Source organism: Nonomuraea purpurea (genome assembly GCF_042650645.1).
GTDB lineage: Bacteria > Actinomycetota > Actinomycetes > Streptosporangiales > Streptosporangiaceae > Nonomuraea > Nonomuraea purpurea.
Window position 1 is genome coordinate 145403 of record NZ_JBHSBI010000013.1, and the last position, 18795, is coordinate 164197.

General features: G+C 70.3%; 17 protein-coding genes. 10 read left to right on the forward strand and 7 right to left on the reverse strand.

All coding sequences use genetic code 11. The annotated features are described in order from the left end of the window. Window positions 1–22: 22 nt before the first annotated feature. Window positions 23–151 carry a hypothetical protein gene (locus tag ACFOY2_RS25730; protein ID WP_379530651.1) on the reverse strand — a complete coding sequence of 43 codons (129 nt, stop codon included), beginning with the start codon at window positions 149–151 and terminating at the stop codon, window positions 23–25. Continuing rightward, window positions 148–1023: an NAD(P)-dependent oxidoreductase gene (locus ACFOY2_RS25735; RefSeq protein ID WP_379530652.1), complete on the reverse strand. Its 876-nt coding sequence runs from the start codon at window positions 1021–1023 to the stop codon at window positions 148–150. Before ACFOY2_RS25735 ends, ACFOY2_RS25730 begins: the two co-directional genes overlap by 4 nt. A gap of 162 nt (window positions 1024–1185) precedes the next feature. Between ACFOY2_RS25735 and ACFOY2_RS25740 the strand changes: the two genes are divergently transcribed. Beyond that, window positions 1186–2127, forward strand: a complete 942-nt coding sequence (locus ACFOY2_RS25740; RefSeq protein ID WP_449290142.1) for a GlxA family transcriptional regulator — start codon at window positions 1186–1188, stop codon at window positions 2125–2127. Window positions 2128–2217: 90 nt separating this feature from the next. Here ACFOY2_RS25740 and ACFOY2_RS25745 read toward each other — a convergent pair whose 3' ends face one another. Beyond that, entirely contained in the window at window positions 2218–3198 is a 981-nt protein-coding gene (locus ACFOY2_RS25745) for a L,D-transpeptidase (RefSeq protein WP_379530654.1), read from the reverse strand. Window positions 3199–3373: 175 nt separating this feature from the next. After that, entirely contained in the window at window positions 3374–4666 is a 1293-nt protein-coding gene (locus tag ACFOY2_RS25750; protein WP_379530655.1) for an MFS transporter, read from the reverse strand. Window positions 4667–4770: 104 nt separating this feature from the next. On the opposite strand from ACFOY2_RS25750, the gene ACFOY2_RS25755 reads away from it, so the two are divergent. Continuing rightward, a complete protein-coding gene (locus ACFOY2_RS25755) occupies window positions 4771–5607 on the forward strand; it encodes a helix-turn-helix domain-containing protein (RefSeq protein WP_379530656.1) in 837 nt (278 codons plus the stop codon). 133 nt (window positions 5608–5740) lie between these two features. Here the strand turns inward: ACFOY2_RS25755 and ACFOY2_RS25760 are convergent, their stop codons facing one another. Both ACFOY2_RS25760 and ACFOY2_RS25765 read right to left on the reverse strand, forming a co-directional pair. Further along, window positions 5741–6373 carry a response regulator transcription factor gene (locus tag ACFOY2_RS25760; RefSeq protein WP_357819564.1) on the reverse strand — a complete coding sequence of 211 codons (633 nt, stop codon included), beginning with the start codon at window positions 6371–6373 and terminating at the stop codon, window positions 5741–5743. Beyond that, window positions 6370–7578 (reverse strand): ATP-binding protein, encoded by a 1209-nt coding sequence (locus tag ACFOY2_RS25765; protein ID WP_379530657.1) that lies wholly within the window; start codon window positions 7576–7578, stop codon window positions 6370–6372. The genes ACFOY2_RS25760 and ACFOY2_RS25765 overlap by 4 nt, the downstream gene beginning before the upstream one ends. A 113-nt stretch (window positions 7579–7691) precedes the next feature. Here ACFOY2_RS25765 and ACFOY2_RS25770 point away from each other — a divergent pair, with 113 nt between their 5' ends. The 8 genes from ACFOY2_RS25770 to ACFOY2_RS25805 all read left to right on the forward strand — a co-directional run bounded on the left by ACFOY2_RS25770 (window position 7692) and on the right by ACFOY2_RS25805 (window position 17746). Beyond that, window positions 7692–9293 carry a PspC domain-containing protein gene (locus ACFOY2_RS25770; RefSeq protein WP_379530658.1) on the forward strand — a complete coding sequence of 534 codons (1602 nt, stop codon included), beginning with the start codon at window positions 7692–7694 and terminating at the stop codon, window positions 9291–9293. Next, window positions 9283–9486: a hypothetical protein gene (locus tag ACFOY2_RS25775; RefSeq protein ID WP_379530659.1), complete on the forward strand. Its 204-nt coding sequence runs from the start codon at window positions 9283–9285 to the stop codon at window positions 9484–9486. Before ACFOY2_RS25770 ends, ACFOY2_RS25775 begins: the two co-directional genes overlap by 11 nt. Window positions 9487–9557: 71 nt before the next feature. After that, the gene (locus ACFOY2_RS25780; protein WP_379530660.1) at window positions 9558–10040 is read left to right on the forward strand and encodes a (2Fe-2S)-binding protein; all 483 of its coding nucleotides are present in this window, start codon (window positions 9558–9560) and stop codon (window positions 10038–10040) included. Further along, window positions 10037–12370, forward strand: a complete 2334-nt coding sequence (locus ACFOY2_RS25785) for a xanthine dehydrogenase family protein molybdopterin-binding subunit (RefSeq protein ID WP_379530661.1) — start codon at window positions 10037–10039, stop codon at window positions 12368–12370. Before ACFOY2_RS25780 ends, ACFOY2_RS25785 begins: the two co-directional genes overlap by 4 nt. Beyond that, the gene (locus ACFOY2_RS25790; protein ID WP_379530662.1) at window positions 12367–13221 is read left to right on the forward strand and encodes an FAD binding domain-containing protein; all 855 of its coding nucleotides are present in this window, start codon (window positions 12367–12369) and stop codon (window positions 13219–13221) included. Before ACFOY2_RS25785 ends, ACFOY2_RS25790 begins: the two co-directional genes overlap by 4 nt. Window positions 13222–13290: 69 nt before the next feature. Then, window positions 13291–13965 (forward strand): SRPBCC family protein, encoded by a 675-nt coding sequence (locus ACFOY2_RS25795; protein WP_379530663.1) that lies wholly within the window; start codon window positions 13291–13293, stop codon window positions 13963–13965. Between the two features lie 86 nt (window positions 13966–14051). Next, window positions 14052–16682 carry a CDP-glycerol:glycerophosphate glycerophosphotransferase gene (locus ACFOY2_RS25800; protein WP_379530664.1) on the forward strand — a complete coding sequence of 877 codons (2631 nt, stop codon included), beginning with the start codon at window positions 14052–14054 and terminating at the stop codon, window positions 16680–16682. Continuing rightward, a complete protein-coding gene (locus tag ACFOY2_RS25805; RefSeq protein WP_379530665.1) occupies window positions 16679–17746 on the forward strand; it encodes a glycosyltransferase in 1068 nt (355 codons plus the stop codon). Before ACFOY2_RS25800 ends, ACFOY2_RS25805 begins: the two co-directional genes overlap by 4 nt. Here ACFOY2_RS25805 and ACFOY2_RS25810 read toward each other — a convergent pair. Further along, on the reverse strand, window positions 17743–18780 hold the full coding sequence (locus tag ACFOY2_RS25810; RefSeq protein WP_379530666.1) for a sulfotransferase family protein: 1038 nt from the start codon (window positions 18778–18780) through the stop codon (window positions 17743–17745). The two genes, ACFOY2_RS25805 and ACFOY2_RS25810, sit on opposite strands and share 4 nt — an antisense overlap. Window positions 18781–18795 lie beyond the last annotated feature (15 nt).

Genomic DNA, 18795 nt, shown 5'->3' on the forward strand with positions numbered 1-18795 from the left:
CGACCGTGATCAGGACGCCGCTTCAGCGGACCGTGCCGTCCCAGTCCAGCCCTGCGGCGTGGTGCGACCAGTCGCGCCCGGCTCCCTCGTCAAGGATCTTGGTGGACGCGCCGGCCGCTTCTGTCACGAGGTCGGGCCAGGAGACCTTCATGCCGCGGGTGTTCTGAAGTGCTCGATGATGCGGGCGTAGCTGTCCAGGGCGTGGCCGTTCGCGATCGCCTCGTCGAGCAGCGTCTTGGTGTACTCGTGCATGGTGGCGTCGATGCCCCGGATGCGGCTTTCGTGGAGAAGGTGCAGAAGCGGGGGAAGTTGTGTCTCCAAGGTGGCGTCGGAGGCCGCGTAGTCGCCCGCGTCGATCTGGTTGGCGTAGGTCGTCAGGAACGACGCCACACCGGTGAGCCAGTCTTTGGCGAACGGCAGGAAATCGGTCGCCGCGATCTTCTCGGTGTTCAGCAGCGCCGCGGCGTGCATGAACCCGTTGAACGTCGACCACATGATGCCGAGCAGCGCGACGTCGTACAACGAGGGGATGCCGACGTCGTCGCTCAGCAGGAGCGTCCCGCCGCCCAGCACGGCGAGGATCTTCTCGTGCGTTTCGTACAACTGGGGCGATCCTCCGTAGAGGATGACCGTCTCCGGTGCGCCGATGCCCGGCGGCGTCATCATGATGGCCCCGTCCAGGTAGCCGGCTCCGCGTTCGGCCGCCCACCCGGCCATCGCGCGGGCCTCGTCCGAGGCTCCCGAGGTGAGATTGACCAGGACCTTGCCGGACAGGTGCGCTTCGGCCGGCGCCAGCGACTCGCGGACGGCGTCGTAGTCGCGCACGCAGACGATCACGAGCGGGGCGGCCTCGACGGCGTCGGCGACCGTCGGCGCCTGGCTCGCGCCCATCTCGACCAGTCGCTCGGCCTTCCCCGGCGTGCGGTTCCAGACGGTCGTCGGGTACGCGGCGTTGACGAATGCGGCGGCCAGCGCCTGGCCCATCATTCCCAGACCGATGACCGCGACGGCGGTGTTTGTCATATCGACTTCCCTGCGTGATGGCTGTTCGGAACGACCACGATGGCAGCGGCCGACCGCCCATCAACAGCGGCAGGAATGCCGACATTCACCAAATTGCCGCCATACGATGGGCGGGTGAGTGCCGGATCCGTCGCCCTCGTCGTGATCGATGACGCCATCCCCATGTGGGACCTGTATGAGCTGGGGATCGCCGCGGCGGTCTTCGGCGTGGCCCACACCGATCTCGCCGACCCCTGGTACGACCTGCGCCTGTGCGGTCCGAGCCAGGGTGTCGCCCCGTCGCGGCCGGGGTTCGTGCTGAACGCGCCGTACGGGCTGGACGAGCTGGTGAAAGCCGACACCGTGATCGTCCCCGGCGTGCCGGAGGAGTGCGTTCATGGCGAGCGAGAGATCCCCGTCGAGTTGATCGACGCCCTGCGCCGGGCCGCCGAGGGCGGGACGCGCATGGTCTCCCTGTGCAACGGCGCGTTCGCCCTCGCCGCCGCGGGCCTGCTCGACGGCCGGCCCGCCACCGCCCACTGGGCGCACACCCGCGCGCTGGCCGAGCGGTATCCAAGGGTGCGGGTCGACGCATCCGTGTTGTATGTCGACGACGGCGACGTGCTCACCAGCGCGGGCCTCAGCGGCGGGCTCGACCTGTGCCTGCATCTGGTCCGCCGCGATCTCGGCGCGCATGTGGCCAACCAGCTCGCCCGCCGCCTGGTGGTTCCCGCGCATCGACCGGGCGGCCAGGCCCAGTTCGTGGAGCAGTCCCTGCCCGTGACCGACGACGGGATCGCCCCTGTGCTGCAGTGGGCGGTGGAGAACCTCCACCACCCGCTCACCGTCGACGACCTGGCCGCGCGGGCCGGAATGAGCGCGCGCAGCTTCCATCGGCACCTTCGGGCCGCGACGGGCGCCAGCCCCATGAGATGGCTGCTCCGCCAGCGCCTGGCCCGCGCGCAGGAGCTTCTTGAGCGCACCGACCTGCCCATCGACCAGGTCAGCGAGCGCAGCGGGCTGGGAAGCGCCAACAACCTGCGCCACCACTTCGCCCAGCACGTCGGGGTCTCGCCCACCGAATATCGCCGGACCTTTCCCTCCAATGGAAAGGACCCGGCGTGATCCCCGGCCAGGACGTCATACAGCGACACGACGCCCGCCCAGCAGGGCCTCAGGCCGGACCGGCCGGTCACAAGAGTGACCGGGGGCGGGTTACAGGGCGCTGCCCTTCTTCCACTGGGTCCAGTTGAGCTGCCAGTAGCTCCACCCGTTACGCCAGTCCAGCTTCCGCTTCGTGCCGGTGATCTTCACGACGTCCCCGCGCTGCGCGATCGTGTAGAACCACTTGGCACCGGCCGGGGTGGCCCGGACGCAGCCGTGGCTCTGGTTGGATCGGCCGAGGTACTGGTAGTAGCCGGCGCTCTGGTGGACGTACTCGCCGCTGTCGGAGATGCGGACCGCCCACGGGATCTCCTCCTTGTAGTAGCGAGGGTCCTTCGGGTCCGTCACGCCCAACCAGCCGGACGTCATGGTCTCCACGGCCTTCTTGCCCATGGTGAGGTGCACGCCGCTGGTGGTGAGGTAGACGTCCACGCCGTTCTTCATCAGCCCGCCCTTGCCGGCGCTGATCGGGATCTTCTTGGCGATCTTGCCGTCGCGGTAGACCTTCATCTGGTGCTTGCGGGTGTCGACCACGGAGATGTTCGACGTGCCCACGGCGAAGCGGCGGGAGACGTCCTTGGCGGCGGTGTTGCCGGGGAGTTGTGACAGGCGGGCGGTGAACAGGACCTTCTGGTGCGGCTTCCAGTACGTCTTCGTCCGGTAGATGACCTTGCGCTCCGACACCCAGCGCCAGGCGCCCTCGACCTGCCTTTCGGCCTTGACCTCCAGCAGTGCCTCCACGGCCGCCCGGTCTTTGACGTCGCGGTCGAACGTGACGATGATCGGGAAGCCGACGCCGACCTTCTCGGTCTTCTCCCCCATGGGGGTGATGTCGGCGATGCCGAGCTTGGGCTTCTTCGCCGTCGCCGACGGGGTCTGCGTCGGCTGCGGGGTCTCCGTGGCCGAGATCTTCACGGCGGCCGCTTTGACCACGGGGGCCGCAGCCTGGGGAACGGGGACGCTTTCCGCCGCACATGCCGTCGCGGTGACCAACGCGACGAGGGCAGGCAGCATCCGAGGGACGCGATTCAAGGGGGTTACTCCTGGACTATGTGTTTATCTCCTCTAAGTGAGACAACTGGGACGCCAGATTCGTGGACGAATCTGGATAACTATCATGTAACACTCCAAAACGGAAGTCAGGCCCCTGGCAGTCGGGGCGGACCAGGCCGATGCGGCCGGCCGACAGCGGGTCCTCGTCGTCGCGTCAGCCACGCACGCGTACCGCGACCGCCACCGCCACGGTAGCCGCGGCGGCCACGCCCACCCCCAAGTGGAGATCGCCCAACGCGCTGAGCACGGGGATGCCTACCGTGATGCCGATCTGCTGGGCCATCGCGCTCAGCCCGGTGGCCAATCCCTGCTCGTGGTTGGGCAGGCCGGAGGTCGCGGTCACGGCGGCGGCCACAAGGGCGATCATGTTGCCGAAGTAGCAGACGGCCAGCGCGGCGGTCACGTACCAGGCGTCGCCGGTCACCAGCAGCGCGGCGGTCGACAGGCCCTGCACGGCCAGGCCCAGCGCGAGGACTGCCGGCGCGCCCAGGGAAGCGATGAGCCGCGGCGCGACCGCCCCGCCCGCCATGGCCAGCGCGCCCGGCACCCCGAACGCCAGCCCGGTGACCACCGGCGACAGGTGCAGGGTCTCCTGCAGGTGGACGGTCATGAGGAAGGTGACTCCGGTGGCCATCGCGGCGGTGGTGAGCCCGCCCAGGTTGCCCAGGCCGACGGTGGGCCGTCGCAGCACGTGCAGGGGGGCCAGCGGGTGAGGGCTGCGGAGTTCGGCGTACCAGAAGGCGGCGAGCAGGGTGACGGCGGGCAGCAGCACCCAGCGTGCGGCGCCCGGCGTGGTGATGCCCCAGACCAGGGCGAGCAGGCCGAGGGTCACGGTGATCGCGCCCGGCAGGTCCAGCCGGGTCCGGCGATCGCCGGCGTCGGCCGGGATCAGGCTCGGCGCCAATGCGAGGATGATCACGGCGACGGGGACGTTGACCAGGAAGGCCCAGCGCCAGCCCAGCAGTTCGGTGAGCACCCCGCCGAGCAGCGCGCCGGTGGTGAAGCCGGCCGCGGTGATCGCGCCGTTCAGGCCGAGTGCGCGCTCGCGCAGCGGGCCCTCGCGGAACGTCGTGGTGATCAGCGCCAGGGCGGCCGGCATGCTGATAGCGGTGGCCAGGCCCTGCGCCGCGCGGGCGGCCAGCAGCATGGCGGGGGCGATGGCCAGCCCGCCGAAGAGGGAGGCGGCGGCCAGCAGGACGAGCCCTATGAGGAACATGCGGCGGCGGCCCGCCAGGTCGGCGATCCGGCCGAACAGCAGGGTGAAGCCGGCCGCGGGCAGCGCGTAGGCGGTGGCCACCCACTGGAGGGAGTCCAGTCCGACGCCCTTGCCGATGGCGGGCAGGGCGACGTTGAAGATGGAGAAGTCGACGGTCAGCATGAACTGCGTTCCGAGCAGGAGCGCGAGTACCACTTTGTGATGGGCCGTCATCCTTGTGTCGGTACGCATGGCATCGCAGCCTGGTGGGTGCGGGCTTCCGTACCCAGACACAGGCTTTTCCTACGCCTGGCAGGGTCAGGCTGCGCACCTGCCGAGACGGCATAGTGGGATATATGGATACAAGCGCTGAGCTGGGGAGCTTCCTGCGTACGCGCCGTGACAGGCTCACGCCGGAGGAGGCCGGCCTGGACCAGTACGGCTCGCGGCGCCGCGTACCGGGCCTGCGCCGCGAGGAGCTGGCCCAGCTCGCCGGGGTCAGCGTCGCCTACTACACGCGGCTGGAGCAGGGCCAGAGCCTCAACGCCTCCGACGCCGTGCTCGCCGCGATCGGCCGCGCGCTGCGCCTCGACGAGGACGAGCGGACGCACCTGCGCGGCCTGGCCCGCCCCCCGCGCAAGGGCCGGCGCAGGCCTCGCCAGGAACGCGTGCGCCCGGCCACCATGACGATCCTGAACACGATGGGTTACAACCCGGCCTTGGTGCTCGGCGGGCGCGCGGACGTCCTGGCCTGGAACCGCCCCGCGCACGCCCTGCTGGCCGCCCACCTCGACTACGACGACCGTCCCAACATGGCCCGCTTGGTCTTCCTGGAGCCGCACACCCGCGACCTGTACGCCGACTGGCCCGCCAAGGCCCGCGCCACGGTCGCCTACCTGCGCCAGGCCGCCGGTCGCTGGCCGGACGACCCTGATCTGGCCGCGCTGGTCGGGGAGCTGACGATGAACAGCACCGAGTTCGCCGCGCTGTGGGCCCGGCACCCGGTGCGCCAGTGCCGCTCGGAGACCGTGACGTTCCGGCATCCGCTGGTCGGGGAGCTGACGCTGGCCGAAGAGGTGTTCCAGGTGCAGGAGGACGCGGGGCAGCGGCTGGCGGTGTTCGCGGCCGAGCCGGGCTCACCCGCCGAATCGGCCCTGCGCCTGCTGCGCGTGAGCGCCTGGCCGAAGCCTTGAGCCGCCTGGTTTCACGCCGTTCTCCACTCCCGCCGCACTTCGGCGGAGGTGTCTTGGGGAGGAGAGCGGGTGTGATGCCGGTAGCCGAAGCGGGGGCTGACCTGCTACGGAGCAGCAGGTACGGAATATGGGCCTAGACCAGGCGACGGGCGGTGGCCCAGCGTGACAGTTCGTGGCGGTTGGAGAGCTGGAGCTTGCGCAGCACTGAGGACACGTGCGTCTCGACCGTCTTGACCGAGATGAACAGCTCCTTGGCGATCTCCTTGTAGGCGTACCCGCGCGCGATCAGCCGCAGCACCTCCCGCTCGCGCTGCGTCAGGGAGTCGAGCTCCGGGTCGATCGAGGGCGCCTCTGAGGAGGCGAACGCGTCCAGCACGAACCCCGCCAGCCGAGGCGAGAACACCGCGTCGCCCTCGGACACCCGCCGGATGGCGTCGGTGAGTTCCTTGCCGCTGATGTTCTTGGTGACGTATCCGCGGGCCCCGCCCCTGATCACGCCGATGACGTCCTCGGCGGCGTCGGAGACCGACAGGGCGAGGAAGCGCACCTGCGCGCCGGAGCCGAGGACGCGGCGCAGCACCTCCTGGCCCCCGCCGCCTGGCATGTGCACATCCAGCAGGACCACGTCGGGCTGGTGCTCGGCGATCGCCTGGACGGCCGACTCGACGTCCTCGGCCTCCCCCACCACCTCGATCGAGTCGCCCAGCTCCGCGCGCACGCCGGAGCGGAACAGGCGATGATCATCGACGATCAGTACGCGCGTCATGCCTTCTCCACCTTCATCGTCAACATCACTTCCGTGCCCTCGCCGACCGAGGTCCGAATCCTGGCCGTGCCTCCATGGCGTTCCATTCTGCCGATGATGGACTCCCTGATCCCCATCCGGTCGAGCGGTATCGCCTCAAGGTCGAACCCCTTGCCACGATCCTTCACGAAAATCGTGACCTCTTCACCCTCTACCTCCGCATAGACGGAAATAGAGGCACTCTCAGAGTATTTGGCGGCGTTGACCATCGCCTGCCGGGACGCCTTGAGCATCGCCCCGAGCCGGCCGCCCGAGTCGAGGTCGATGTCCCCCACGCAGACGATCTCGATGGGCACGCCGTGCGAATCCTCCTCCTCGGCCGCGATCCTGCGTACGGCGGCCGCGAGCGTGGCATCGGCGTCCTGGGCCGGCTGGTAGAGCCAGTTGCGCAGCTCGCGCTCCTGGGAGCGGGCCAACCGGGTGACCTCGCGCGGATCGCCCGCGACGCGCTGGATGAGCGTGAGCGTGTGCAGCACCGAATCGTGCACCATGGCCGCCACCTCGGCCCGTTCCTCCTGCCTGATGCGCTCACGCCGTTCGAGCTGCAGTTCCTTCCACAGGCCCGCCAGCCAGGGCGCGGCGATGACGGCCAGCCCGCCGACCACCACGACCGTGAACAGCAGCCCCCGCCGGGCCTGCTCCAGCTCCCCCTCGGCGACCAGGAAGCCGATCGCGCCGACGACGACCAGCACCACGCCGAGCAGCGTGCGCACCCGGTTCTTCCTGATGCTGAGCGTGGCGCCGCTGACCCAGCTCCTGCGGCGTTCCGGGTCGGCCTGCTGCCAGAGGATGAGGCCGCCGATCCCGCCCAGCGCGAACGGCAGCATGGCGATGCCGCCCTTGGAGGCCCCGGTGAGCCAGCCGAACGTGGCCAGCGCCAGCCCGATCGCGCTGAACGCGGCGAGCTGGCTCCAGTCCCGCTGCGGTGGCTGCCCCTGGTACGGTTGCCGCGGCGTGATCATCCACAGCACGCCGTAGACGACGATGCCGACGCCCTCCACGACGCTGAGCAGCACGAACACCAGCCTGACCACCACCGGGTCAAGCGAGAGCTGCCCCGCCAGCCCTTGGGCCACGCCGCCGAGCAGGCGGCCCTCCATGGGTCGCATCATCCGGCGATAGGGGGCATCGCCGCTGGGCTCGGCAAGAGTCTTCTGGTCAGCCATAACATGGCCATATTCACACGTCGGGGGCACGTCAGGCATCAGGGAACAACCCCCGGGTCGGCTCAGGGGTCTCCCGGATGCGGTCACACCGCCCACAGGTCCACCATGGTTGCATGACAGAAGCTCCGCCCAGGGAACCGGCCGCACCGCCCCGCGTGCTGCGACGCAGCGGCGAGGGGCGCATCCTCATGGGTGTGTGCGCCGGGCTCGGGCGGTGCACCGGGATCGATCCGGTGGTGTTCCGCGCGGGGTTCGCGGTGCTTCTGTTCGGCTCCGGCGTCGGCCTGTTCCTCTACCTCGCGGCATTCCTGCTGATGAAGGAGCCGAGCGGCAAGCCGGGGATCATCGAGCAGTGGACCCGGCGCGACTTCGACGCCGAGACCGTGATGGCGCTGCTGACGGCGGTGCTGGGGGCCGGGCTGGCGATCAACCTGGCCACGGTGTGGCTGGGCACGGGCACCCTCGTGGTGGGTCTCCTCCTGGTCGTCTCGCTGCTCGCCGCCCACTCCAACGGGGTGGACCTGCTCGGGCTGGCCCGGTCGATGCCCGAGCGGCTGAGCAAGAGGCGCAGCAGGGAGACCCCCGCGCCTTCCTACACGAGCCACGAGCCCACCCCTCCGGTACGCCCGACACCTCCGGTTCCTCCCACCCCGCCGGTACACCCGGCGTCCGAGCCGAGCCCGGCGGTGTCCGAGCACGAGCCCCAAACGCCCCCGGCGGCGGCTCAAGCGGCCGAAGCGCCCCCAGCCCAAGAGACGCAGGCAGCGCACGCGGCGGAGACGATGGCAGCCGCGGCGGAAGAGGCCCCCACGGCGCCGAAGCAGCCGATCGAGACGGCCCCGCAGGAACGCGAAACCGCTCACCAGCCCGTCGCCGAGGACACCAAGGTGACCGCCGAGCACGCCGTCCCGACGCAGCCGCGTCCCCAGGCGTATCGCCCCCAGCCCAAGACCACCGTCGAACACATCCCGTATGGCGCGCCCTTCGCCCCGAAAGGCCCGTACCAGCCGCTCGACCCGGCCAGGAGGCACGGCGGCTACCCGCCCTACGGCCCCGGCCCGTACGCCGGCCCGATCCCGAGGCCGGAGCGCAGGCGGCGCCCGAGGTCGTTCATCGGGCTGATCACGTTCATGCTCGCACTCTTCATTGGAGGGATCGTCGTGGCGGTCCAAGCCAGATCGGCCGCCGGAGTGAGCCCGACGATCGTCGGCGGCGCCATGCTCATCACGATCGGCGCGGGCCTGCTGGTGGCCACCTGGTGGGGCCGAGGGGCAGGGCTGGTGGCCGCGGGCACCACCGTCGCGGTGATCGTGACCCTGGGCCTGATGCTGGGCGGTGTCCCGAGGAACTTCGGCACCGTCGAATGGACCCCGACCACCGTGACGGAGGCGGCGGGCAGACTGTACGACGCGGGCGTCGGCGAGGGCCGGCTGGACCTGTCGGAGCTGAAGCTGACACCGGGGTCGAGGGTGACCCTCGACGCGGCGGTACAGCTCGGGGAGCTGTCGGTGATCGTGCCGCCCACGGTCAAGGTCGAGGTGCACGCCAGGAACGTCATCGGCGACATCACGCTGGAGCGTTCGCTCAGGGGCGGCGTGGACGTGCGGTGGAACAAGGTGCTGGAGCCCGAACTGCCCCCCAAGGGCGAGGTCTCGACGATCGTGCTCAATCTCAAGGGTGGCCTGAGCGACATGGAGGTGCGGCGTGCCGCGTGAGGTGGACCGGCCGCGGCGCGTGCACAGGACGGACTGGATGGCCCTGCTCAGCGGCGTGCTCTTCGTCGTTCTGGGTATTTTGATCGTGACACGGACGATCCGTGATCCGCTGGTGCTGATCGGGGTCACGGTGTTGGGATTGGCGTTCGCGGGGCTGGTGGCGATCATCGCGAGGGTGGTCCGGGGTAAGTAACCCTTGACCGGAAAAGACACCGGCGTAGGTTGGCGTGTGTCCGCCTTTCCCCTGCTCCTGAGGGAGGACGTATGCCCCGAATCGCTATCACGGTCGACGGGATCAAGTACGAGGAGGACGTCGAGCCGCGGCTCCTGCTCGTCCATCTGCTACGAGAACGGCTGGGCAAGACCGGCACACCGATCGGCTGCGACACCAGCAACTGCGGCGCCTGCACGGTCATGCTCGACGGCAAGAGCGTCAAGAGCTGCTCGGTGCTGGCGGTCCAGGCCGACGGCTGCGACGTCGTCACCATCGAGGGCCTGGGCGTCAACGGGTCGATGCACCCGATGCAGAAGGCCTTTCACGAAGAGCACGCGCTGCAGTGCGGCTACTGCACGCCAGGCATGATCATGGCCTCCATAGACCTGCTCCGGGAGGATCCTGAGCCGTCGGAGGAGACGATCAGGCAGGGCCTGGAGGGCAACCTCTGCCGCTGCACCGGCTACTGCAACATCGTCCGCGCCGTGCGCAGGGGCGCGCAGGAGATGGGTCAGGCGGTGAGCTCCCCGTGACCGTTCAGGAGGTCGGCCGGCCCAGGAAACGGAAAGAGGACGCCAGGCTGCTGACGGGGCGCACCCAGTGGACCGACAACCTCTCGCGTCCGGGGATGCTGCACGTGATGTTCCTGCGCAGCCCGATGGCGCACGCGAGGATCTCCAGGGTCGACGTGTCGGGGGCGCGTGACCTGCCGGGGGTCGTGGCGGCGTTCAGCGGCCAGGATTTCGCCGCCGAGCAGGGCAGTCTGCCGTGCGCGTGGCCGGTGAGCGAGGACATCGTCATCCCCGACCACCCGCCGATGGCGGTGTCGGAGGTGCGTTACGTCGGCGAGGCCGTGGCCTGCGTGATCGCGACCGACCGCTACCGGGCGGCCGACGCGCTGGAGGCCATCGACATCGAGTACGAGCCGCTGCCTGCCGTGCTCGACATGAGGCAGGCCCTCACCGCGGACAGCCCGAAGGTGCACGAGCCGGGCAACCAGGCGTTCAGCGTCAAGACCACCTCCGGTGACATCGAGGCCGCCTTCAGGGACGCCCCGGTCGTCATCGACAGGACCTACGTCCAGCAGCGGCTCATCCCGAGCGCGATGGAGCCGCGGGCGGTTCTGGCCGACACCGACGGCGAGGCGTTCACGCTCTGGTCGGCCACGCAGATCCCGCACGTGCTGCGGGTCATGCTGGCCGTGGTGACCGGCATCCCCGAGCACCGGCTGCGGGTGATCGCCCCCGACGTGGGCGGCGGGTTCGGCTCGAAGCTGCAGGTCACCGCGGAAGAGGTGCTCTGCCTGCTGCTCACCCGCAAGCTCGGCAGGCCGGTCAAGTGGAGCGAGTCACGCTCCGAGGGCAACCTGACGGTGCACCACGGCCGCGACCAGATCCAGCACCTCAGGCTGGCCGCCGACGCCGACGGGCGCATCCGCGGGCTCCAGGTCGATCTGCTGGCCGACATGGGCGCGTACCTGATGCTGGTCACGCCGGGCGTGCCGATGCTGGGCGCGTCCATGTTCAACGCGATCTACAAGATGGACGCCTACGAGTTCGGCTGCAGGGGCGTGTTCACCACCAAGATGCCCACCGACGCCTACCGGGGCGCGGGCCGGCCCGAGGCGACGTTCGGCATCGAGCGCATGATGGACGAACTGGCCGCCGTACTGGGCATGGACCCGGTCGAGGTGCGCAGGCGCAACTGGATCAGGCACGAGGAGTTCCCCTACACGACGATCTCGGGGCTGACCTACGACTCGGGCAACTACGAGGCGGCCACGGATCGGGCGCTGGCCATGTTCGGCTACGACAAGCTGCGGGCCGAGCAGGCCGACCGGCGTGACAGGGGCGATCCCGTGCAGCTCGGGATCGGCGTCAGCACCTACACGGAGATGTGCGGGCTGGCCCCGTCCAGACTGCTCGGCGCGGCCAACTACGGCGCCGGCGGCTGGGAGCACGGCTCGGTGCGCATGCTGCCCACCGGCAAGGTCGAGGTCATCACCGGCACCTCGCCGCACGGGCAGGGCCATGTGACGTCGTGGAGCCAGATCGTGTGCGACGCGCTCGGCGTGCCGTTCGACGACGTCACGGTGCTGCACGGCGACACGGCGATCGCCCACAAGGGCATGGACACCTACGGCTCGCGTTCGCTGGTGGTCGGCGGCATGGCCGTGCTCAAGGCGTGCGACAAGGTCAGGGACAAGGCCCGCAAGCTGGCCTCTCACCTGCTCGAATGCTCGCCCGACGACCTGGAGTTCGAGGCGGGGGCGTTCAGGGTGCGGGGCACCGACTCGCAGAAGACCATCCAGGAGCTGGCCTACGCCGCGTTCACGGCCCACGACCTGCCCGACGGGGTCGAGGCGCGGCTCGACTCCGAGGCCACGTTCGACCCGGAGAACTACTCCTTCCCGCACGGCACCCACCTGTGCGCGGTGGAGGTGGACACCGAGACGGGCATGGTGAAGATCCGCTCGTACGTGGCGGTCGACGACGTCGGCAAGGTGGTGAACCCGCTGATCGTCGAGGGCCAGTTGCACGGCGGCATCGCGCAGGGCATCGCCCAGGCGTTGTTCGAGGAGGCCGTGTACGACGCCGAGGGCAACCTGCTGACCACCACGATGGCCGACTACCTGCTGCCGTCGGCGGCCGACCTGCCGGCGATGACGCTCGATCGGACCGAGTCGCCGGCGACCAGCAACCCCTTGGGCGTCAAGGGCGCCGGCGAGGCGGGCACGATCGCCTCGACCCCGGCCGTCGTGAACGCCGTCGTGGACGCCCTGCGCCCGCGCGGCATCGACGACGTCCAGATGCCGTGCACGCCGGAACGCGTGTGGCGGGCCCTGGAAGGAGGACGGCCATGATCCCCGCACAGTTCGACTACGTGCGCCCCGACTCGCTGAGCGCGGCCTGCCAGGCGCTGGCCTCCGACGAGGACGCCAAGGTGCTGGCGGGCGGGCAGTCGCTGCTGCCGCTGCTGCGGTTGCGGCTGACGTACCCGTCGACGCTGGTCGACGTCGGACGGCTGCCGGAGCTGAAGGGCGCGCACGACCGCGGCGACCATGTCTTCATCGGCGCGATGACCACGCACGACGAGGTCCTGCGCTCCGGTGTGGTCAAGGACGGCTGCCCGCTGGTGGCGATCGCCGCCGCCACGGTGGCCGACCCGGCGATCCGGCACCGGGGCACCTTCGGCGGCTCGCTGGCCCACGCCGACCCGGCGGGCGATCTGCCGGCCGTGGTGCTGGCGCTCGACGGCGTGTTCGTGGCCAGGTCGGAGGAGGGTGAGCGGGAGATCCCCGCCGCCGAGTTCTTCGTCGACTACCTGGAGTCGTCGCTGCGTGCTGGCGAGATCCTGGTCGGGGTGAAGATCCCGAAGCTGGGCGCGGGCTGGGGCTTCCACTACGAGAAGTTCCACAGGACCGCGCAGGCGTGGGCGATCGTGGGCGTGGCGGCGGCCGTCAAGCGCTCCGACGGCTCGATCGCCGAGGCCAGGATCGGGCTGACGAACATGGGCCCGACGCCGCTGCGCGCCCGCGCGAGCGAGGAGGCCCTGCGGGGCGTGGAGCTGGGCGATCAGGTGCGCCAGGCGTGCGAGGCGGCGGCGGCCGATACCGCGCCGGCGGCCGACCTGCACGCGCAACCGGACTACCGCAGGCACCTGGCCAAGGTCCTGACCCACCGCGCGGTACGCACGGCGGCCGGAGCATCATGACGGATCCATCCGGAGGCGCCCGTTTGGGGCGCCCCCGGATGGGCAGGCGAGTCGGGAAGGAGCGGATCGATGGCGATGCGGTTCGAGCACGAGTTCACTGTTCCGGTTCCGATCGAGCAGGCCTGGGCGGTCCTGCTCGATGTCGAGCGGGTGGCGCCGTGCCTGCCCGGCGCGACGCTGGACACCTTCGAGGGCGATGCGTTCACCGGCAGGATGAAGGTCAAGGTCGGCCCGATCATGGTGACCTACAAGGGCACGGCCAGATTCGAGGACGTGGACAAAGACTCCTATGCGCTGGCCATTCAGGCGTCCGGCAAGGAGGCCAGGGGCTCCGGCACGGCCTCGGCGACCGTCAGGGCGCGCATGACGCCGGCCGGCGAGTCCACGAAGGTGTCGGTGGAGACGTCGTTCAACGTCACCGGGCGGCCCGCCCAGTTCGGCCGGGGCGTGATGGCCGAGGTCGGCGGGAAGCTCATCGAGAAGTTCGCCGGCAATCTGGCGGAGCTGCTGTCCGAGCCCACCGTGGAGCCGGTGCGGGAGGAGGAGCCGCGGGTGAGCGCGGCGCCGTCCGAGCAGGACGTCCATCCTGCGGGCACGATGCGTACCTCGCTCACGCCCGACGAGGAGGCGCTCGACCTGCTGGAGGTCGCCGGGCAGCCGCTACTCAAGCGGCTGGCGCCGATCGCGGGCGCGGTCGCGGTGCTGCTGATCATGATTTGGGTGATCCGTCGGCTTAGGCGCTGATTTTCCGGCAAATACTCAATCAAGTCCGGACGCATCCCTTCACCTGCGGGAATCCCATTCCCACGGACTAGTGGGGGATGTGTGGGATGCCGGACTGCACCGTTGTCGTGATCACCTACAACGACGCGGCCCGCCTGCCCAGGGCCGTGCGTTCGGTGCTGCGTCAGTCGCTACGCGACATCGAAGTGATCATCTCCGACGACGCGAGCACCGACGAGACGCCGCAGGTGGCGGCCCGGCTCATGTGGAGCGATCCGCGGGTCCGCTACCTGCGCAGGCGCTCCAACAGCGGCGGCTGCGGGGCCCCGCGCAACGACGGGATCGACGCCGCGACCGCCCCCTACCTCATGTTCCTCGACAGCGACGACGAACTGCCCAGGCACGCCTGCAAGAGCCTGCTCACCGAGATCGAACGCACCGGGGCCGACTTCGTCTCGGGCCAGATCACCCGGGTTTTCGAGTCGAACGGGCGGCTGAACCCGTACTACCCCTCGCTTTTCGCCAGGCGGCGGGTGGTCGAGGACATCCGCGAGGACCCCGACCTGTTCCTCGACTCCTTCAGCACCAACAAGCTCTACGACGTGCGCCTGCTGCGGAACAGGGCGCTGCGCTTCCCCGAGGACATCCACTACGAGGACCACGTGTTCGCGACCGAACTGTACGCGCTCTCGCGCAGGTTCGCGGTCGTGCCCTGGGTGGTCTACCTCTGGCACCGCGCGCCGACCAACGAGTCGATCTCGCTGAGCTTCGACGACCTGGACAACGTGCGGCAGCGCGTCATCGCCGCCCGGCGCAGCGACGACATCCTGCGGGCGTACGGGGCCGAGGACCTGGTGCCGCACCGCCAGCGCCGGTTCCTGCGGCAGGACCTGCGGGTCTACCTCAACCCGCTGCCTGCGCGGGACCTGGTGTGGGTCAAGGAGTTCATCTCGATCGTGCGCCCGTACCTGGCGGAGATCCCCGCCGACGTCCTGGCGGGCATGGAGCCGCTGGACCGGGTCTGCTGCCGGCTCATCCTCGACGACCGGGCCGAGGACCTGCTGGTCGCCGCAGCCTCGCTCACTGGGGCCAAGGCCGCGCCGAGGGCGGCGGTGCAGCTCGGCGGGCGGACGTACTGGGGCACCTCGGCCTCCCCCGACATGGACATCACGAAGTTGCGCCTGGCCGAGCTGCCCTACACGGCCTCGCGGCTGCGGCACGAGGTGTCGGCCCTGTCCTCCGGCGGCAGACGGGTGCGGATGACCGTGCGCACCTACGACCCGTTCGGGGTGCTGCCGCCGGACTGGACGGCGTTCCTGCAGGCCGGGGCGGAGCGCGTCCCCATCGAGCCGAAGCCGTCCGAGGCGGGCGGGTACGTCTGCGAGGTCGTCTTCACCCCCACCGGCAGGTGCGATCCGCACATCGGCTTCACCCGGACCTGCGACGGCCACACCACGACCGACCGGCTCCTCCTCGACCCGCGCACCGAGCCGATCGAGCTGCCCGGGTGCACGGTGCGGGCCGAGGGCTGCGCGGCGTACCTGTGCGTGCGGCCCGACCCGGGGGTGCGGTCGGTGGCGCGCAGGGCCAAGCGGGTGCTGATGAGGCGCTTCAACACGCCGCGGACCAAGCTGCGGGCCTACAAGGTGCTGATCAGGGTGCTGCCCCGGCGGCGGAACCTGGCGCTGTTCGAGTCCGACGTCGGCAAGGGTTACAGCGGCAGCCCTCGGGCGATCTACGAGGAGCTGCGCCGGCGCGCGCTGCCGGTCGAGGCGGTCTGGTCGGTGGCCAGGGGCCGCAGGAACTTCCCCTCCGACGTGCGGCTCGTCCGCCGGGGAAGCTGGCGCTACATCTGGACGATGGCCCGCGCCGGGATCTGGGTGGACAGCCACGGCTTCCCGCTGGACTACCCGAAGCCGCCGGGCACCCGCTACCTGCAGACCTGGCACGGGCAGGGCATCAAGTCGATCGGGTTCGACGCGCCCGACCTGCGGGGCGACTTCGACGGGCCGAGGGCGCGGTGGCGGGCGGCCGTCGCGCGCTGGGACGCGCTGGTGTCGCCGAGCGCGGAGTTCTCGCGGGTGTTCCTGCCGTCGAACGGTTACACGGGCAAGGTCTACCGGTACGGGACGCCTCGGTGCGACGCGCTGGTCAGAGCCGAGACGTCGGGGGACGTCGTGAGTCTGCTGGAAATCCCACCCGGGCGAAAGATCCTCCTTTATGCGCCGACGTACAGAGATCGGGGGAAAGGCAGTGGCCAGTCCGTACGCGTGAACCTGGAGCTCATGGCCGAAGAACTGGCCGGGGACTGGGTGGTGCTCCTGCGGACGCATCCGGTCGAGCGTTACAGCCCGCCCGAGCATCTGCGCCACTTCGTCCGGGCCGCCTGCTCCTACCCCGACGTCAACGATCTGATGCTGGCCTCGGACGCGCTGCTGACCGACTACTCCTCGGTGATGTGCGACTACGCGCTGACCGGCAAGCCGATGGTGTTCTTCATCGACGACTGGGACGACTACCGCCTCACCGAACGCGGCGTGTACCACGACCTGCCCGCCATCGCGCCTGGCCCGTGCCTGACGACGACCGAGGACCTGGTGGGCGCGCTCAGGGACCTGGAGGCCGTGGGCGAGTTCTTCGCCGAGCGCTACGCGGCCTTCCGCGACCTGTGGTGCGCCGACGAACGCGGCGACGCGGCGGCCAGGATCGTGACCGACTTCTTCGAGGGGGCGCGGTGAGCGTGGTCTTCGCCTGCGTGGACGCCGACACGCTCGGCGGCGTCCAGCAGGTGACCCACACCCTGGCCCAGGGCCTGGCCGAGCGCGGGCACGAGGTGCACGTGATCGGGCTGCACCGGGCGGCGGCGCCGTTCCGATACGTGGAGCGCCCGCGCTACCACCACCACGTCGTCAGCCGCCGGACCCTGGCCGAGCCCGGCCACGTCCTGGCGCGCAGGCGGGCCGACCGCCGGCTCAAGGAGCTGCTGCGGCGGATCAGGCCGGGCTACGCGGTGATGACCTCGCCGTCGGTGGTGGCCAGGATGTCGCGGCTGCTGCCCTCGGCGTTCCGGCCGATCGGGCAGTACCACGGCTCCTACGACCATGCCAGCGCCTGCTGGCACCTCGGCTCGATCAAGAAGCACTACCCCGCGCTCGACCAGGCGGTCTTCCTCAGCGAGGACGACGCGTGGCGTTTCGCCGAGCACGCGCTGCTGCCCAACGCCCGCGCGCTGCCGAACCCCCTGCCGGTGTGGCCCGAGGAGGTGTCGGCGCTGCAGGCGCCCCGGGTGCTGGGCGTGGGCCGGCTGGAGGGCGTCAAGCGGTTCGACCGGCTGATCAGCGCGTTCGCCCGCTCGGACGTCCCACGGCCGTGGGAGCTGCACCTGATCGGCGACGGCGCCGAGCGCGAACGGCTGCGCGCGCACGCGGCCGGGGAGGGTGTCGGCGACCGCGTGGTCTTCAGGGGGCTGCTGCCCGCCGCGTGCCTGGCGCGGGAGTACCTCGACGCCTCGATCGTCTGCCTGACCAGCGAGCATGAGGGGCTGCCCATCGTGCTGCTTGAGTCGGCCGCGCACGGGGTGCCGTCGGTGGCGTTCGACGTGTCGGGAGGCGTGCGCCAGGCGGGCTCGGTGCTGGTGCCGCCGGGCGACGTGGACGCGTTCGCGGCCGAACTGGCCCGGCTGGCCGCCTCGGCGGCCGAGCGGCGGCGGCTGGGTGCCGATGCCCGGGCACGGGCCGAGGCCTTCCGCCTCGACCACGTGCTGGACCGGTGGGAGTCGATGTTCGCCCACATCGACCGCTAGACCGACTCGGTGACCTCCAACCGCTGCTGCGGGAGGCCGGCCAGCGCCCGCTGCCTGGAGGTGAGCATCGCGGCTATGGGGCTCGGCTCGCGCAGCCGGTTGAGCCGGTCGCGCATGTGCTTGCGCATGCGGCTGGCCCGCCGTCGCTGCATCGTCTTCTGGCAGGCGATCACGTGCTCCTTGGCCGGCTTCGGAGCGCCCGACAGCTCGTAGCCCATGGACTCCAGGCGGTCGCCGAGCATGTGCTCGCCCAGGGCGATCTCCCACTCGTCCAGCCGGTTGGCCCAGCTTCCCACGCGGGTGCGGATGACCTCGCCGTGCGTGTTGCTGTGCCAGACCTTGTGCTGCGGCACGGCCACGCTGGCGGCCTCGCGCGGCGAGATCATCGACGGCGAGAAGTCCTCGTCCAGGAAGTGGCAGAGCTTCTTCAGCTCGGTCGTCGGGTCGTCGGTCAGGTCCTCGTAGCGCAGTTCGTAGTAGGTGTCCTCGGGCAGCGTGCGCTTGAGCCTGCCGCCCGCGTCGATGGCCTCGGCCCAGGTGGAGATGGCGTGGAAGGAGTCGAGCGTGTACCAGGGCATCTCCTTCAGCGAGGCCACGCAGTCGCGGCCGTCCCTGATGAGGTGGACGAACTGGGCGTCGGGGAAGAGCCTGAGCAGCAGGTCGACCTGCTTGACGTAGCTGGGCCGCTTGTCGCCCCAGCGGGCCTTGTCGAAGCGGTCGGCGTACATGCGGAAGGCGGTGCCGAAGACCGAGCCGAGCGAGCCGGGCCCGTCCATCACCTGCGTGACGAACTCGTCCTTGTCGATCTTGAGCTCGCGGAACTTCGTGCTGCGGTCGGTGGCGATCCACTGCGCCAGGGCGCGGCGGCGCTGGTCGATCCGCAGGTCGCCCCACGTGCGGCGCCGGTAATAAGCGGGAACGAGGAAGCGCGTCTCTGGCGGCACCGCGATGCGCGGGTGCGAGTGCAGCATGAGCTGGAGCATCGTGGTGCCGGACCGTGGGCATCCGATGACGAAGACTGGCCGGTCTGACATTTCGTACTAACCCCC